This is a genomic window from Burkholderia sola, assembly GCF_905400185.1.
In the GTDB taxonomy this organism is placed as follows: domain Bacteria; phylum Pseudomonadota; class Gammaproteobacteria; order Burkholderiales; family Burkholderiaceae; genus Burkholderia; species Burkholderia sola.
The window spans coordinates 152,386-169,058 of record NZ_FR989675.1 but is presented as its reverse complement, the minus strand read 5'-3'; the positions used below and the strand labels follow the sequence as shown (position 1 = coordinate 169,058).

13 protein-coding genes and 1 pseudogene are annotated in these 16,673 nt (G+C 70.0%); 7 read left to right on the top strand and 7 right to left on the bottom strand.

Features of this window, described 5'->3' with window-relative positions:
• Nucleotides 1–55 precede the first annotated feature (55 nt).
• The 3 genes from gcvP to KR541_RS00735 all read left to right on the top strand — a co-directional run bounded on the left by gcvP (nucleotide 56) and on the right by KR541_RS00735 (nucleotide 5,692).
• Entirely contained in the window at nucleotides 56–2,983 is a 2,928-nt protein-coding gene (gcvP, locus tag KR541_RS00745; RefSeq protein WP_050015900.1) for an aminomethyl-transferring glycine dehydrogenase, read from the top strand.
• Between the two features lie 153 nt (nucleotides 2,984–3,136).
• Complete coding sequence (locus tag KR541_RS00740) at nucleotides 3,137–4,273, top strand: alginate lyase family protein (RefSeq protein WP_050015898.1); 1,137 nt, start codon at nucleotides 3,137–3,139, stop codon at nucleotides 4,271–4,273.
• Between the two features lie 30 nt (nucleotides 4,274–4,303).
• Complete coding sequence (locus KR541_RS00735; protein ID WP_050015896.1) at nucleotides 4,304–5,692, top strand: L-serine ammonia-lyase; 1,389 nt, start codon at nucleotides 4,304–4,306, stop codon at nucleotides 5,690–5,692.
• 59 nt (nucleotides 5,693–5,751) lie between these two features.
• Here KR541_RS00735 and KR541_RS00730 read toward each other — a convergent pair whose 3' ends face one another.
• The 3 genes and pseudogenes from KR541_RS00730 to KR541_RS00720 form a co-directional block, all read right to left on the bottom strand.
• On the bottom strand, nucleotides 5,752–5,991 hold the full coding sequence (locus KR541_RS00730; protein ID WP_050015894.1) for an antitoxin: 240 nt from the start codon (nucleotides 5,989–5,991) through the stop codon (nucleotides 5,752–5,754).
• A 96-nt stretch (nucleotides 5,992–6,087) separates the two neighbouring features.
• Nucleotides 6,088–6,372 carry a type II toxin-antitoxin system RelE/ParE family toxin gene (locus KR541_RS00725; RefSeq protein WP_050015893.1) on the bottom strand — a complete coding sequence of 95 codons (285 nt, stop codon included), beginning with the start codon at nucleotides 6,370–6,372 and terminating at the stop codon, nucleotides 6,088–6,090.
• Nucleotides 6,369–6,638 (bottom strand): annotated as a pseudogene (locus tag KR541_RS00720) (antitoxin PaaA2 family protein); the annotation flags it as partial. The gene KR541_RS00725 and the pseudogene KR541_RS00720, both read right to left, overlap by 4 nt.
• A gap of 203 nt (nucleotides 6,639–6,841) precedes the next feature.
• Between KR541_RS00720 and KR541_RS00715 the strand changes: the two are divergent.
• Nucleotides 6,842–8,545: a thiamine pyrophosphate-binding protein gene (locus KR541_RS00715; RefSeq protein WP_050015891.1), complete on the top strand. Its 1,704-nt coding sequence runs from the start codon at nucleotides 6,842–6,844 to the stop codon at nucleotides 8,543–8,545.
• The gene (locus KR541_RS00710; protein WP_050015890.1) at nucleotides 8,542–9,639 is read left to right on the top strand and encodes a glycosyltransferase family protein; all 1,098 of its coding nucleotides are present in this window, start codon (nucleotides 8,542–8,544) and stop codon (nucleotides 9,637–9,639) included. The genes KR541_RS00715 and KR541_RS00710 overlap by 4 nt, the downstream gene beginning before the upstream one ends.
• 111 nt (nucleotides 9,640–9,750) lie before the next feature.
• Here KR541_RS00710 and KR541_RS00705 read toward each other — a convergent pair whose 3' ends face one another.
• The 3 genes from KR541_RS00705 to exaC form a co-directional block, all read right to left on the bottom strand.
• A complete protein-coding gene (locus KR541_RS00705; RefSeq protein ID WP_089488032.1) occupies nucleotides 9,751–10,767 on the bottom strand; it encodes a helix-turn-helix domain-containing protein in 1,017 nt (338 codons plus the stop codon).
• A 237-nt stretch (nucleotides 10,768–11,004) separates the two neighbouring features.
• A complete protein-coding gene (locus KR541_RS00700) occupies nucleotides 11,005–11,553 on the bottom strand; it encodes a hypothetical protein (protein WP_216089312.1) in 549 nt (182 codons plus the stop codon).
• A gap of 178 nt (nucleotides 11,554–11,731) precedes the next feature.
• A complete protein-coding gene (exaC, locus tag KR541_RS00695; protein WP_050015884.1) occupies nucleotides 11,732–13,258 on the bottom strand; it encodes an acetaldehyde dehydrogenase ExaC in 1,527 nt (508 codons plus the stop codon).
• 331 nt (nucleotides 13,259–13,589) lie between these two features.
• Between exaC and KR541_RS00690 the strand changes: the two genes are divergently transcribed.
• A complete protein-coding gene (locus tag KR541_RS00690) occupies nucleotides 13,590–14,018 on the top strand; it encodes a pyridoxamine 5'-phosphate oxidase family protein (protein WP_050016022.1) in 429 nt (142 codons plus the stop codon).
• A gap of 18 nt (nucleotides 14,019–14,036) precedes the next feature.
• Here KR541_RS00690 and KR541_RS00685 read toward each other — a convergent pair whose 3' ends face one another.
• Complete coding sequence (locus tag KR541_RS00685) at nucleotides 14,037–15,626, bottom strand: MFS transporter (RefSeq protein WP_050015882.1); 1,590 nt, start codon at nucleotides 15,624–15,626, stop codon at nucleotides 14,037–14,039.
• A gap of 155 nt (nucleotides 15,627–15,781) precedes the next feature.
• On the opposite strand from KR541_RS00685, the gene KR541_RS00680 reads away from it, so the two are divergent.
• Nucleotides 15,782–16,666, top strand: coding sequence for a LysR family transcriptional regulator (locus KR541_RS00680; protein ID WP_050015880.1), 885 nt, complete (start codon nucleotides 15,782–15,784; stop codon nucleotides 16,664–16,666).
• Nucleotides 16,667–16,673: the final 7 nt, after the last annotated feature.

Sequence of the window (16,673 nt, the reverse complement as noted above, 5' to 3'; positions counted from 1 at the left end):
TTACCCGAACCGCGTGCGGCCGGGCAGCCGGCCCGCGCGGGACCAGAGTCACGCCATGAAGCTCGAACACCCGGACCGCCTGATGAACCGCACGCCCCTCTCGCTCGCCGCGCTCGAAACGCACGACGCGTTCGCCGAACGCCACATCGGCCCCGACGCCGCCAGCCAGCAGGCCATGCTCGACACGCTCGGCTTCGCGTCGCGCGCCGCGCTGATCGACGCCGTGATCCCGGCCTCGATCCGTCGCGCCGAAACGCTGCCGCTCGGCCCGTTCGCGCAGCCGAAGAGCGAGGCCGAAGCGCTCGCCGCGCTGCGTGCGCTCGCGGACAAGAACCAGGTGTTCCGCTCGTATATCGGCCAGGGCTACCACGACACGCATACGCCGGCCGTGATCCTGCGCAACGTGCTCGAAAACCCGGCGTGGTACACGGCCTACACGCCGTACCAGCCCGAAATTTCCCAGGGCCGCCTCGAGGCGCTCCTGAACTTCCAGCAGATGGTCGCCGACCTGACGGGTCTCGCGATCTCGAACGCATCGCTGCTCGACGAAGCCACCGCCGCGGCCGAAGCGATGACGCTGCTGCAGCGCACCGGCAAGCCGAAGTCGAACGTGTTCTACGTCGCCGACGACGTGCTGCCGCAAACCGTCGAAGTGATCCGCACGCGCGCGCTGCCGATCGGCATCGACGTGAAGACGGGCCCGGCCGCCGAAGCAGCTCAAGCGAACGCATTCGGCGTGCTGCTGCAGTACCCGGGCGTGAACGGCGACGTGCGCGACTACCGCGCGCTCACCGAAGCGATCCACGCGGCCGGCGGCCACGTGGTCGTCGCGGCCGACCTGCTCGCGCTGACCGTGCTGACGCCGCCCGGCGAATGGGGCGCGGACGTCGCGATCGGCAACACGCAGCGCTTCGGCGTGCCGATGGGCTTCGGCGGTCCGCACGCCGCCTACATGGCCGTGCGCGACGAATTCAAGCGCCAGATGCCGGGCCGCCTCGTCGGCGTGACGGTCGACGCGCAGGGCAAGCCCGCGCTGCGCCTCGCGCTGCAGACGCGCGAACAGCACATCCGCCGCGAGAAGGCGACGTCGAACGTGTGTACCGCGCAGGCGCTGCTCGCGATCATGGCCAGCATGTACGCGGTCTACCACGGCCCGCACGGCCTGAAGACGATCGCGCTGCGCGTGAACCGCATCGCGGCGCTGTTCGCCGCCGGCGTGAAGCAGCTCGGCTTCGCGACCGTCAACGACACGTTCTTCGACACGGTGACGATCGACACCGGCGCGCGCACCGCGCAGATTCACGCATTCGCGAACGCGAAGCGCATCAACCTGCGCCGCGTGAGCGACACGCAAGTCGGCGTATCGGTCGACGAAACGACGACGCGCGACGACCTCGCCGATCTCCTCGACGTGTTCGCGCAGGCCGCGGGCGGCACCGCGCCGGCCGTCGATGCGCTGGACGCGGGCCTCGGCGGCGTCGCCGCGCTGCCGGCCGGCCTCGAGCGCACGAGCGCGTACCTGACGCACCCCGTGTTCAACCGCCACCATTCCGAAACCGAAATGCTGCGCTACCTGCGCAGCCTGTCGGACAAGGATCTCGCGCTCGACCGCTCGATGATCCCGCTCGGCTCGTGCACGATGAAGCTGAACGCGACGTCGGAAATGCTGCCCGTCACGTGGCCCGAGTTCGGCGGCATCCATCCGTTCGCGCCGGCCGAGCAGACCGTCGGCTACCGCGAGATGATCGACCAGCTCGAACAGATGCTCGTCGCGGCCACCGGCTACGCGGCCGTGTCGCTGCAACCGAACGCAGGCTCGCAGGGCGAGTACGCGGGCCTGTTGATCATCCACGCGTACCACGCATCGCGCGGCGAAGGCCATCGCGACGTGTGCCTGATCCCGGCATCCGCGCACGGCACGAACCCGGCGTCCGCGCACATGGCCGGCATGAAGGTCGTGGTCGTCGCGTGCGACGCGCAGGGCAACGTCGACATCGCCGACCTGAAGGCGAAGGCCGAGCAGCATTCGGCGAACCTCGCGGCGATCATGATCACGTATCCGTCGACGCACGGCGTGTTCGAGCAGAACGTCCGCGAGATCTGCGAGATCGTCCACGCGCACGGCGGCCAGGTGTACGTCGACGGCGCGAACATGAACGCGATGGTCGGCCTGACCGCGCCCGGCCAGTTCGGCGGCGACGTGTCGCACCTGAACCTGCACAAGACCTTCTGCATCCCGCACGGCGGCGGCGGCCCGGGCGTCGGCCCGGTCGCGGTCGGCGCGCACCTCGCGCAGTTCCTGCCGAACCAGCGCTCGACCGGCTACGCCCGCGCGGAAGACGGCATCGGCGCGGTGTCGGCCGCGCCGTACGGCTCGGCGTCGATCCTGCCGATCTCGTGGATGTACATCGCGATGATGGGCGCGAAGAACCTGACCGCCGCGACGGAAACCGCGATCCTCAACGCGAACTACATCGCGAAGCGCCTCGCGCCGCACTATCCGGTGCTGTATTCGGGCCCGGGCGGGCTGGTCGCGCACGAGTGCATTCTCGACCTGCGTCCGATCAAGGAAACGAGCGGCATCAGCGTCGACGACGTCGCGAAACGCCTGATGGACTACGGCTTCCACGCGCCGACGATGAGCTTCCCGGTGCCGGGCACGCTGATGGTCGAGCCGACCGAATCGGAATCGCAGGAAGAACTCGACCGCTTCATCGCCGCGATGATCGCGATCCGCGAAGAAATCCGCGCGGTCGAGGAAGGCCGCGCCGATCGCGAGGACAACCCGCTGCGCCACGCGCCGCACACGGCGGCCGTCGTCACCGCGAACGAATGGCCGCACGCGTACTCGCGCGAGCAGGCCGCGTACCCGGTCGCGTCGCTCGGCACGAACAAGTACTGGCCGCCGGTCGGCCGCGCGGACAACGCGTACGGCGACCGCAACCTGTTCTGCTCGTGCGTGCCGATGTCGGATTACGCATAACGCCCGCCTCGCGCCGGAGCGTCCGACCGTGACCCCACCGCACGCAGCCAGCGGTTGCGTGCGGTTTTACGTTCGCCGCCCGGCCAACCGTTTCACGCTCACCCGCCAATCCGGCTAACATCACACGCGATCCAGCCAATGAAGGAGTTCCGCATGGTGCGTCCGATGTTTCCGGGCCAGGGTGCAACGGCGCGGCGGCCGCGCGCAGGCCGCAACGTGCCGATGCTCGTCGCATCGCTGTCGCTTGCCGCCGCCGGCCTCGGCGTGTCCGGCAATGCGCTCGCCGCGATGAATTTCTGCGCGGCGCCGGCGCTGCAGTCGAGCGAGACGACGCACGCCGAGCCGGGCGTGCAGGCGCTGATTCGCAGCGTCGACGCGCGCATCGGCGAGCAGCCGAAGGCCATGGCGCGCGTGCACACCGAGGGCACGCTGCCGCATGAAGGCATCTACGACCAGAGCGAAGCCGCGCTCAAGGACATGGACCTGATGCGCGATGCGGCGCTCGCGTGGCGCGTGACGAACGCGCCGCGCTACCTGCAACTCGTCGACCGCTTCCTGTCCGCGTGGGTTTCGACCTACCAGCCGAGCTTCAACCCGATCGACGAGACGCGCTTCGACAGCCTGATCGTCGCGTACGACATGACCGCGAGCGCGCTGCCGGTGAAGACGCGCAACGCGACCGCCGCGTTCATCGCGAAGCTCGGCGCCGGCTACGTCGCGCAGGTCGACGCACAGAAGCGCCCGCTCACCGGCACCTGGCGCAACAACTGGCAGAGCCACCGGATCAAGCTGATCGCGCTGTCCGCGTTCACGCTCGGCGACCGCAAGATGATGAACGCCGCGCAGCGGCTGTTCGTCGAGCATCTCGCCGACAACATCGGCCCGGACGGCAAGACCTGGGATTTCGAGGAACGCGATGCGCTGCATTACGCGGTCTACGATCTACAGCCGCTGGTGACGGCCGCGCTCGCCGCGCGACGCTTCAACCGCAACTGGCTGCGCGAGCGCGGCGCGAACGGCGCGACGCTCGCGGCCGCGCTCGACTGGCTCGTGCCGTACGCGCTCGGCGAGAAAACCCACGAGGAATTCGTGAATTCGCCGGTGCCGTTCGACGCGAAGCGCCGCGAGGCCGGCTTGCCGGGTTACACGGGGCAGTGGGACCCGAAAAACGCCACCGAACTCTTTCATCTGGCCGCGCGGCTCGACGGGCGCTATGCCCGCGTCGCGCAGCAGCTTTCCCCAACGCCGCCCGCATGGCTCGCCGCGTGCCTGCCATTGCAGGCGCGCTAGCACCATTCTTACAGCAAGGCAGGTATCGAAATGGCAGTCAGCGTGTTTGACCTCTTCAAGATCGGCATCGGCCCGTCCAGTTCGCACACGGTCGGACCGATGCGCGCGGCGCTGATGTTCGTCCAGGGCCTCGAGCGTGACGGGCTGCTCGCCGCGACGGCCCATGTGAAGGTCGAGCTGTACGGCTCGCTGGGCGCCACCGGCAAGGGCCACGGCACCGACCGCGGCGTGATGCTCGGCCTGCTCGGCGACGCGCCCGACACCGTCGATCCCGACACGATCGACGCGCGGCTCGAAGACGTCCGCAAGACGAAGCAACTCGCGCTGCTCGGCACGCACCCGGTGCCGTTCGTGCTGAAGGAGAACATCGCGTTCTACCGCCAGGCGCTGCCCGAACATCCGAACGGGATGAAGCTGCGCGCGAGCGACGCGAACGGCGCGGTGCTGGTCGAGCGTACCTATCTGTCGGTCGGCGGCGGCTTCGTCGTGACGGCCGGCGCACCGAACACCAAGGTGCTGAGCGCGGCCGAGCAGATGACGCACCCGTTCCGCACCGGCGCGGAGCTGCTCGCGCTGACCGCGTCGACCGGCAAGTCGATCGCGCAGCTGATGTGGGAAAACGAGCGCGCGTGGCACACCGACGAAGAAACGCGCGACGGGCTGCTGAAGATCTGGGCCGTGATGCAGTCGTGCGTGTCGCGCGGCTGCGGGATCGGCAATCCCGACGCCGACGGCAACCTGCCCGGCCCGTTCCAGGTCAAGCGCCGCGCGCCGCAGCTGTACCGCACGCTGACGGGCAGCCCGGAGCGCGCGCTCCAGGACCCGCTGTCGATGATCGACTGGATCAACCTGTACGCGATCGCGGTCAACGAGGAAAACGCGGCCGGCGGCCGCGTCGTCACCGCGCCGACCAACGGCGCGGCCGGCATCATCCCCGCCGTGCTGCACTACTACACGCGCTTCACGCCCGGCGCGAACGAACAGGGCGTAATCGACTTCCTGCTGACGGCCGCCGCGATCGGCATCCTCTACAAGCTCAACGCATCGATTTCGGGCGCGGAAGTGGGCTGCCAGGGTGAAGTCGGGGTGGCCTGCTCGATGGCGGCCGGCGCGCTCGCGGCCGTGCTCGGCGGCACGCCGCAGCAGGTCGAGAACGCGGCCGAGATCGGGATGGAACACAACCTCGGCCTGACCTGCGACCCGGTCGGCGGGATGGTGCAGATCCCGTGCATCGAGCGCAACGCGATGGCGTCGGTAAAGGCCGTCAACGCGGCGCGCATGGCGCTGCGCGGCGACGGCTCGCACTACGTGTCGCTCGACTCCGTGATCAAGACGATGCGCGAGACGGGCGCCGACATGAAGACCAAGTACAAGGAAACGTCGCGCGGCGGGCTGGCGGTGAATATCGTCGAGTGCTGATGTCCGACCCGGCGGTCATGGAGGACGCTCCGCGTCTCGCATGACCGTCGGGTGCACAATCACCCATCCTTGCGTTCGGCCTGCTCCTGGTTGCCATGCCCTTCGGCCATGAAATTCGGCCCGAATTTCGCGAACTTCTCGAGCACGTGGGTCAAGGGCCGTCGCGCCGGCCGAATACGGATCTCATCGCCGACGCGCTTGATTTCCAGCGCGATATCGCTGCGTTCATAGGCGAGGTCGGCAGGAATTTGCACGGCCTGCGCGTTGATGTACGCCCAGTCGTGCGCATGGTCATCCATCCGACATCGATTCGAAAACACCCGCCGCCCCGGCCGTCTTTTCCGTTCCGGACTTGGCCCGCCGCACCCGGTGAATCAGCCGGTGCAAATATCGCGTCACGACCACTGCCGCCGCGCATGCAGCACGCGAAGAATCTCCACGATGCCCTCGGCCGGCCGGATGCGATAGACGAGCACATAGTTCGGCGCGATCACCAGGTCGCGCGTGCCGGCCACCCGCCCTTGCCGATACAACTCCGCATAGGCCGGTAACGCCGCCGCCCTTTCTTCCAGCAGTTCGTCGAGTTCGAGCGCGGCCAGCGGATCGTCTTCACCGATGTATTCCATGATCGCGGCGCGATCCTCGTACGCCTTCGGATGCCACTGCAACGCGAGGGTCAAGCAGCATCCCCGCGCTTGCCTGCAAGCCGCTCACGCAGCGCCGCACGGCGCGATGCGAAGTCGGCGCTGACTTCGGCGTCCGGAATCGACGCACGCGGGTCATCCAGCGCCTGCTGCACCTGCTCGCGAAACCAGCGATCGTGAGCCACCGCCTGGTGTGCCGCCTTCAACGCCGCCGCACGATCGGGTCGGGTCGCCCGCCCGACCGCATCCGGATCGAATGCCGACGCGTCCACATCGAACCGGCTGATGCCAATGTCGCGCAGATCGAGACAAGCGTCAGCCCGCCATCCATAGCGCTCACTTTCCGCCGTCACCCGAGCGCGCACAAGCTGGCCGGATGGCCAACCGAAGCCCGCACGCAACCCCCGACCAGCCCCGCGTTCCGACACTTTTCAGCGGCCGTCGTACCGGCCCGCAGCCAACCGGCGTAAGCTGTACGTCCCGCTACCCAGGGAGACGGCAGCCCATGTCGCATTCCAAGGACCTCGAGTCGCGCGCCACCACCGGTGCACGACTGCTCGTCGATGCGTTGCTCGCCAATCACGTCGAACGCGTGTTCTGCGTGCCGGGCGAGAGCTTCCTCGCCGTGCTCGATGCGCTCGCGGACGACACCGCCCGCATCCAGACGGTCGTCTGCCGCCACGAGGCGGCCGCCGCGAACATGGCCGAAGCGGTCGGCAAGCTGACCGGCCGCCCCGGCATCGCGTTCGTCACGCGCGGGCCCGGCGCGACCCATGCGTCGATCGGCGTGCACACCGCGTTCCAGGATTCGACGCCGATGATCCTGTTCGTCGGCCAGTGCGCACGCGAACACCTCGACCGCGAAGCGTTCCAGGAAATCGACTACCGCCGGATGTTCGGCCAGATGGCCAAATGGGTCGCGCAGATCGACGATCCGCGCCGCATCCCCGAATACCTGAGCCATGCGTTCCACGTCGCGACGTCCGGCCGGCCCGGCCCGGTCGTGCTCGCGCTGCCGGAGGACGTGCTGTCCGACGCGTGCGCGCCGCAGCCCGTCGTGCCGGCCGCGAAACGCGTCGCGGCCGCGCCGTCGGTCGCGCAGATCGACGAGTTGCGCGAGCGGCTCGCGCGCGCGGAACGGCCATTCGCGATCGTCGGCGGCAGCGGCTGGACGCCCGACGCGTGCGCGAACCTGCGCACCTTCGTCGAACGCTGGCAATTGCCGGTCGCGTGCGCGTTCCGCTTCCAGGACACGATCGACAACGCGCACCCGAACTACGCGGGCGACGTCGGGCTCGGGATCAACCCCGCGCTCGCGAAACGCATCCGCGACGCCGACCTGCTGCTCGTGATCGGGCCGCGCCTCGGCGAAGCGACGACCGGTGGCTACACGCTGCTCGACATCCCGAAAACGCGCCAGACGCTGATCCACGTGCATCAGGGCGCGGACGAGCTCGGCCGCGTATACGCCGCCGACCTGCCGATCGTGTCGGGCATGCCCGAGATCGCCGCGCCGCTGGCCGCGCTCGAACCGCCCGAGCGGCCTGCCTGGGCCGGCGCGGCCGCCGATGCGCACCGCGCGTACCGCGAATGGCATGCGCCGCTGCCGATGCCCGGCGACGTGCAGCTCGGCGACGTGATGGTGCAGTTGCGCGAACGCCTGCCGCACGACGCGATCCTGACCAACGGCGCAGGCAACTATGCGATCTGGCTGCATCGCCACTTCGCGTACCGGCACTTCCGTTCGCAGCTCGCGCCGACGAGCGGCGCGATGGGCTACGGGCTGCCGGCCGCGCTCGCCGCGAAGTCGCTGTATCCGCAGCGCGCCGTCGTCGCGCTCGCCGGCGACGGCTGCTTCATGATGGCCGGCAACGAGCTCGCGACCGCGATGCAGTACGGGCTGAACATCGTCGCGATCGTCGTCAACAACGGCCATTTCGGCACGATCCGCATGCATCAGGAGCGCAACTACCCGGGTCGCGTGCACGGCACGGGGCTCACGAATCCGGATTTCGCCGCCTATGCGCGTGCGTTCGGCGCGCACGGCGAGACGGTCGAGCGCACCGCCGATTTCGCGCCCGCGCTCGAACGCGCGCTGACCTGCGGGCTGCCCGCGGTGATCGAGATCCGCATCCCGCAGGACGCCAGCACGCCGGCCGCGACGCTCGAGCAGATCCGGGAGCAGGGCCGCCGCGCGCGCGGCGCATGACGACGGTGAACATGCACGCCGCGCCGCCCGTCGCCGCGCTGTCGCACGACGACGCGCTGGCCTGCCCCGGCACGCTGCTCGCGCCCGACCGCACGCTCGTCGCGCCGTACGACCTCGAATACGGCGACGTGCGCGCCGAAGGCTACGTGGCGGCCGCGCCGGCGCTCGGCCTGCTGCACGCCGCGCACCGGCCGTTCCGGCTCGATTACGGCGCTACGCGGCACGTGCACGTGATCAACGGGATGGGTGTCGCGCTCGGCGATTCGGTGATCGGGCTGACGGCCGTCGCCGCGCTGCGTGCGGCCCATGCGGGCCTGCGCTTCACGCTGTACCGGCCGGCGCGCGCGCCGCGCTACGTCGATGCGCTGTATGCGCTCGCGGCCGACGTCGTCGCGCCGTCGCGCGCATTGCCGTGCCCGGCCGAAGCGCTGCCCGCCGACGCGCACTGCATCGATGTCGGCAATCACCTGTATTGGCCCGCGTTCGCGCGGCTGCCGATGATCGATTTCTTCCTCGACGCGCTCGGCGTCGATCCGGCTGCCGTGCCGGCTGCCGCAAAGCGCAACCGCTGGCTCGCGCGGCTATCGCTGCCCGCGCTGCCGGCCGAATGGCTGCGGCCGTACGTGCTGTTCTGCCCGAATGCGAGCACCGCGGTGCGCAGCGTGCCGCCCGCGCTGCGCGTCGCGTTCGTGGAACGGCTCGCGCAGCGTTACGGGCTGCCGGTGGTGGGATTCGGCCCGATCGCGCATCCCGCTTACGTGGATGTGAGCCGCGACGCGACCGACACCGCGCGCTTCATCGCGTGGGTCAAGGGCGCAAGCCTGCTGTTCGCGCCGGACACGGCGGCCGTGCATCTCGCCGACGGTTTCGACGTGCCGACGATCGCGTGCTTCACGACGATCGGGCCGGTGCTGCGCGTGCGCGACTATCCGTATTGCGTACCGGTCATGCTCGACGTACCGGCCGAATTGCACGGGCTGCATCGCAGCGAGCGGCCGGACGATCTGGCGTCGGTCGAAGCCGCGTACCGCGCGATCGACTGGGACGCGCTGGCGTGGCCCGCCCCGCGCGACGGGACAGCGTCGGCCATCTGAGCGAAGCCGGCGCGGCGGCGAGCGGAAGGGGCGAACCGGCCGCAGCGCGCGCCCGGCGCCAGCACCGCCGTGAGCGCGCCGCCGGCCGCCCGGCTCACCATACCGGCACGTTCACGCGCGATCGCGCAGCGTCTCCGACGGCCGCTTGCCGAACAGGCGTCGGTAATCGGTCGCGAACTGGCTCAGATGCCAGAAGCCCCACGCCTCCGCGACGTCCTGCACCGAGCCGGCCGCGCGCCCGCACAGGTCGCGCCGCGCGCCGTTCAGCCGCAGCGTGCGCAGGTAGGTCGCGGGCGCCATTCCCAGCACGTCCTGGAAGCAGTACTGCAGCGTGCGCCGACTCACGTGCAACTGCTCGCACAGCTCGGGCACGCCGACCGGCCGCGTGCGATGCGCGAGCACGTAGTCGCGCGCCTGGTCGACGATCCAGCGGCGCGTCGACGGCGCGGCGCCGCTGCCGTCGTCGGCCGGTTGCGCGCACGCATCGAACAGCGCGGCCAGCACTTCGGCCTGCAGGTCGTCGCGCTGCGCATCGGGCAGCGGGCCGGCCATCGCCACCGCGCCGTCGAGCCGGCGCCCGAGCAGCGCGCACAGCCGCGCGAGCCGCGCGTCGCCGACCTGCATCACGCGCTGCGTGAACAACCGCTCGTCGAGCGCGCGGTGCTCGACTTCCTCCGCGTAGCGGCGCAGCACGTCGCCGCGCACGACGACGCCGTAGATCGAGAACTGCGCGGGCGTCACGAGTTCGAATTCGACGTTGCCGGGCCGGAACGCGAGCGCGCCCGGGCCGATGCGGCATGCATCGACGCGCGCCGAGCCGTCGCACACGAGCGGGATGCCGAACCAGTACGCGTCGCCGCGCACTTCGCACGCCTGGCGCAGCAGGTGGCTGGTCGATTCGCGAAACAGCTTCATCGTGTCGAGCGGCAGCTCGGTCAGCGTGCCGACGAAGCGGCCGGCCGCGAGCTGGTCGTAGGTTTGCCGCCAGCCGATCAGGTTGCGCGCCTGCTCGTCCGCATCGTGCGCGACGCTGACGACGGCCTGCCCGGCGAACGCGTCGTCGCCCTGCGCGCTGCGCCGCGTGTCCTCGGCGGTCGGTTCTTCCGTATACGCCACGTGTTGGTCCATCGTGTCCTCCCTCACCTGCGCGGAACCCTGCGTATCACGCAAGTCCCGTGCCGAACCGCACGGCCCGGCGAGCAAGCCGCCATTCCACGCTGTCCGGCCGATGCTCGCCATGCGGGCGCACCCGAAGGCGGCATGCCGCGCACGCCGCCGGTGCGATCCGCGCGGCGACCGCGCATGCGCGCCGCCGCCCGCGCCCGCGCCCGCGCCCGCGCCCGGCCACCGGCTACCGGCTACCGGCTACCGGGCCGGCTTCAGCCGCACGACCCGTGTGCCGCAATTGCCGTATGCCTGCGCGATCGCCAGTTCGACGATCGCGCTGTCCGCCGCCCACGGCGCCGCGTCCGCTTCCGGCAAATCGGCGCGCAGCGTGGCGCGACCGTTGATCCGGTAGCGCAGGCCGCGCACGACATCGACGAACAGCAATCCGACGCCCCGGCCGTCGCAGGCGACCGCGTCGATCCGGCCGCCATCGCCGTCAGGCGCGGCCGGCAACGCGAACCGCAGCGTCTTGGTATCGATCACGCGCACCACCGGCAGCAGGTCGCCGTTCGCGTCGCGCCGGCTCTGCACGATGTCGCAGGTCATCGATGCGCCGACGCCGGAGGCCATGCCGACGAACATGAACGGCTGCGATTCGACGAACTGCCGTACGCCGACGCTCAGCCGCGTGGTCACGACGTCGCTCATCCGCTCGGCTTCGTCGGCGACGCCGAAGCGGTGTTGCGCGTCGAGTTCGCCCGGATGGAATACCGGGTGACGTGGAAAGGATCGGGGCAGGTCTGCCATGCTGGTTGTCGTCGCACGCGTGGGCGCACCGGGCGACCGCGAGCCCGCGACGACCGGAATCGTTAGCGGCGCCGGCTGCGCGGCAAAGCGCGACCGACGCCGACTGTCGAACAAGGAATCGAACCGCGCGAAGTGCCGGGCCCAACCGGCCCCGACACTTCGCCACGGACTACGGCGATCAGAAGAACCCGAGCGCCTCGGCCTGGTAGCTGACCAGCAGGCACTTCGTCTGCTGATAGTTCGACAGCGCCATCTTGTGCGTCTCGCGGCCGATGCCCGACTGCTTGTAGCCGCCGAACGCCGCATGCGCGGGGTACAGGTGGTAGCAGTTGGTCCACACGCGGCCGGCCTCGATCTCGCGGCCCATCCGGTACGCGCGCGTGCCGCTGCGCGTCCACACGCCCGCGCCGAGCCCGTAGAACGTGTCGTTCGCGAGTTCGATCGCTTCCTGCTCGTCCTTGAACGTCATCACCGACGCGACCGGCCCGAAGATCTCTTCCTGGAACACGCGCATCTTGTTGTTGCCGAGCAGCATCGTCGGCTTCACGTAGTAGCCCGTGCCGAGGTCGGCGGCCGGCGCCGTACGCTCGCCGCCCGTCAGGCATTGCGCGCCTTCGCCGCGGCCGATGTCGATGTACGACAGGATCTTGTCGAGCTGCTGCTGCGACGCCTGCGCGCCGATCATCGTCTGCAGGTCGAGCGGGTGGCCGGACTTGATGCGCTCGACGCGCGCGACGGCCTTCTCGATGAAGCGGTCGTAGATCGATTCCTGGATCAGGATCCGCGACGGGCACGTGCACACTTCGCCCTGGTTCAGCGCGAACATCGCGAGCCCTTCGAGCGCCTTGTCGAGGTACGCGTCGTCCTGGTCGAGCACGTCGGCGAAGAAGATGTTCGGGCTCTTGCCGCCCAGTTCGACCGTCGACGGGATCAGGCTTTCGGCCGCGGCGCGCAGCACGTGCTTGCCGACCGGCGTCGAGCCCGTGAACGCGATCTTCGCGATCCGCTTGCTGGTCGCGAGCGCTTCGCCCGCTTCCTTGCCGAAGCCGTTCACGATGTTGATCGTGCCGGCCGGGAACAGGTCGCCGATCAGCTCCATCAGCACGAGCACCGACGCGGGCGTCTGCTCGGCCGGCTTCATCACCACGCAGCAGCCGGCTGCGAGCGCCGGCGCGAGCTTCCACGCGGCCATCAGCAGCGGGAAGTTCCACGGGATGATCTGGCCGACCACGCCGAGCGGCTCGTGGAAGTGGTACGCGACGGTGTTGTCGTCGATCTCGGAGATGCCGCCTTCCTGTGCGCGGATGCAGCCCGCGAAGTAGCGGAAGTGGTCGACCGCGAGCGGCAGGTCGGCCGCCATCGTCTCGCGCAGCGGCTTGCCGTTGTCGATCGTCTCGGCCACGGCCAGCAGCTTCAGGTTCTTTTCCATCCGGTCGGCGGCGGCGAGCAGCAGGTTCGAGCGCTCGGCCACGGACGTCTTGCCCCACTTGCGGCGCGCGGCATGCGCGGCGTCGAGCGCCAGTTCGATATCGTCGGCGCCGGAGCGCGGGATGCGGCAGAACGGCTGGCCGTTGATCGGCGACACGTTCTCGAAATACTCGCCCTTCACCGGCGGAACCCACTTGCCGCCGATGTAGTTGTCGTATTGCTGACGGTACGGGTATTCGACGTCGAGGCCCAGTTGTTTCAGGTCAAACGGGTTCATACATGTCTCCTGTTCATCGTGCTTGTGTGAGTAGAGCGCCGGTTGGAATGCGCTGATCCCGTTCATGCAACATGCGTGCCAAACGGAACGGGCGGGAGCGGGCGCACGTCGATCGCGGCCGGCGCGGGTTCGCACCGTGCGGTGTTCACGTCCGCAACACGGCCGGTGTACCGATTCTGAACACCGCGATTGCGCAACGATGGGGCCGGTGTTCGGAATTTCCACAGTGCGCGGCGGCGCGCTGCCCGCCAGCGCGCGCCGCGCCGCGTGGCATGTCGCTTGCGTGCTTGTCGCGGATTCACACGCCACGGCGCACACGCCGACCGACACCATGAACGATCGCGGCCCGCTGACCGACGACGCCATCGCATTCATCCGCGAGCAGGCTTTCCTGATCGTCGCGACCGCCGATGCGGCCGGCAACGCCGACTGTTCGTACCGCGGCCGCCAGCCGCGCGCCGACGGCTCGTTCGCGCCGCTCGTCGATATCCCGGACCGCCGCACGCTGGTGCTGCCCGACTTCGCGGGCAACAACCTGCTCAACACGATCGGCAACCTGCTCGTGAATCCGGCCATCGCGCTGCTGTTCGTCGATTTCGTGCGTCAGACGACCTGGCTCGTGCAGGGCCGCGCGACGCTCGACGAGGATGCGCAAGCGCGCGCGCATCTGTGGCCGGATGCGTTGCGCTATCTCGTGATCGATGTGGAATGCGCGCAAGCTCGCGCGGAGGCAGGGCTGCCGCCGCTCGTGCTGGCGTGACGCGCGGCGGGTGAGGCTTTAACGAGCGGACGATGCGGGCACGGCGGCGTCGGCCTGCGCGGGGCCGTCTACTTCATCGCCCGCTTCGTCGACAGCCGGCCGCCCGCCGAGAAACCCGAACACCACCACCGCGCACAGCACCGTGACGACGGCCAGCGCGATCAACAGCCGGTCGAATGCGTGCGCGTAGCTCGCGACCAACGCCGCACGACCGACGCCCGGCAACGCGGCAGCCGCGCCCGCGAGATCGCCGGTCGCGAGCCGCGCGGCGGCCCGCAGCGTCGCGTCCGGCGTGCCGGCGGCCCCTGCCGCCTGCGCAAGCCCCGCTTGCGCGAGCGCGGCCAGCACCGCGCCGACGATCGCCAGCGCGATCCCCTCGCCGGCCACGCGCGTCGTGCTGAAAATGCCCGTCGCCATCCCCGCGCGCTCCTTCGGCACGACGCTCACCGACAGCCCGTCCATCAGCCCCCACGGCATGCCGGCGCCGATGCCGATCGCGAGCATCGGCGCGATCGCCGCCGGCCCCGCGCCGCCGCGCAGCGCGATGCCGAGCCACACGAGCCCCGCCGCAGCGACCAGCAGCCCGAGCCCGGAAATCACGCCGGCCGACAGCCAGCGCGTGAGCGTCGCCGCGACGAGCGGCACGACCAGCATCGGCGCGGAGATCGCGAGCATCAGCCAGCCGGCGTCGATCTCGCTGAAGCCGTCGATGCCGATGAAGCGCAGCGGCAGCACGACGAGCAGCACGATGTAGCAGCAGCAGGTCGACACCGGCAGCACCTGCACGCCGACGAAGCGCGCGATGCGAAACAGCGACAGGTCGAGCATCGGCCGCGCGACGCGCGTCTCGATCGTCACGAACGCGCACGCGCCGAGCGCCGCGCCGGCCAGCAGCGCGATCACGAGCGGGCTCGACCCGCCGCGCGCGGGCGCCTCGATCACGCCGAACGTGAACAGCGTCAGCGCGGCCGTGAACGCGATCGTGCCGGGCCAGTCGAGCCCCGTCGCGTGCGGATCGCGCGACTCGTGCATGCGCGGCAGTCCGAACGCGAGCGACAGCACGCCGGCCACCGCGCCCGTCACGAAGATCGCGCGCCAGCCGTAATGCCCGATCAGCCCGCCGGCGAGCACCGGCCCGAACGCGAGCCCGATCCCGAACGTCGTGCCGAGCAGGCTGAACGCACGCGTGCGCGCCGCGCCGTCGAATTCCTGCGCGAGCGCGGCCGTGCCGCCGGCCAGCGCCGCGGCCGCCGCGAGCCCTTGCGCGGCGCGCAGCAAATCGACCGCGAGGATCGACGGCGCGAACGCGAGCGCGACCGACATCAGCGTGAAGCCGCCGACGCCGATCGCGAACAGGCGCTTGCGGCCGAACTGGTCGGCCAGCGCGCCCGACGCCATCAGGAAGCTGCCGAACGCGAGCATGAACGCGTTGGTGATCCAGTTCATCGCGACGGGGCTGCCGTGCAGGTCGCGGCCGATCGCCGGCGTCGCGACCGCGCCGCCCGAAAACGACAGCGGCAGCGCGACGGCGGCCATGCAGACGGCGGCCAGCACCCATGTGCGCCGGCGCGCGGCCAGGACTGCAGCAGTTGAAACAGGGTGATCCATCATCGCTCCTCAAAAGCCGGCGCGGATGCGCCATCAGAGCGACAAAAGATAAATCGGATTCAATCCGCGAAAAACCACGCGAAGCTCCGCATATAACGGACTACAATTCCGCAATTGCCCCGCTAGCGTGCGTCGTCCGCACACCGTTCGATTCGATGGAAAACCTCACCGGCATCGTCGCGTTCGTCCGCGCCGCCGAAGCGCTGAGCTTCGTCGCGGCCGGCCGCGCGCTCGGCATTTCGGCGTCGGCGGTCGGCAAGACGATCGCGAAACTCGAGCAGTCGCTCGGCGTGCGCCTGTTCAACCGCACGACGCGGCGCGTGACGCTCACCGACGAGGGGCGGCATTTCTACGAGCGCTGCCAGCGGATCCTCGAGGATTTCCGCGACGCGGAGGCGACCGTGACGGCGTCCGCGCAGCGCCCGCGCGGCAAGCTGCGCGTGAGCCTGCCGGTGATCGGCTACCGCTTCCTGCTGCCGGTGCTGCCCGAATTCCGGCAGCGCTATCCGGACGTCGAGCTCGATCTCGATTTCAACGACCGGATGGTCGACGTCGTCGAAGGCGGCTTCGACGCGGTGATCCGCAGCGGCCCGCTGTCGGATTCGAGCCTGATGTCGCGGCGGCTCGGCCCGTTCGCGTTCGTGCTGTGCGCGACGCCCGCGTATCTCGCGCAGGCCGGCACGCCGCGCACGCCGCGCGAGCTCGACGCGCACGACTGCGTACGCTACTGCTTCCCGACCACCGGCAAGCTGCAGGACTGGGCGCTCGCGGCCGACGACGGCACGCCGCTCACGCTGCGCACCGCGATGACCTGCAACAACATGGAAGCGCTGCGCGGCGCCGTGCTCGCGGGGCTCGGCATCGGCTACATGCCCGACTTCCTCGCGCGCGACGCGCTCGAACACGGCGCGCTCGTCACCGTGCTCGACGACTACCGGATCGCGCCCGGGCAGTTCTCGATCGTGTGGCCGTCGAGCCGGCAGTTGTCGCCGAAGCTGCGCGTGTTCGTCGATTTCCTGTGCGAGCGGCTGTTCAGGTAGCGTTCAG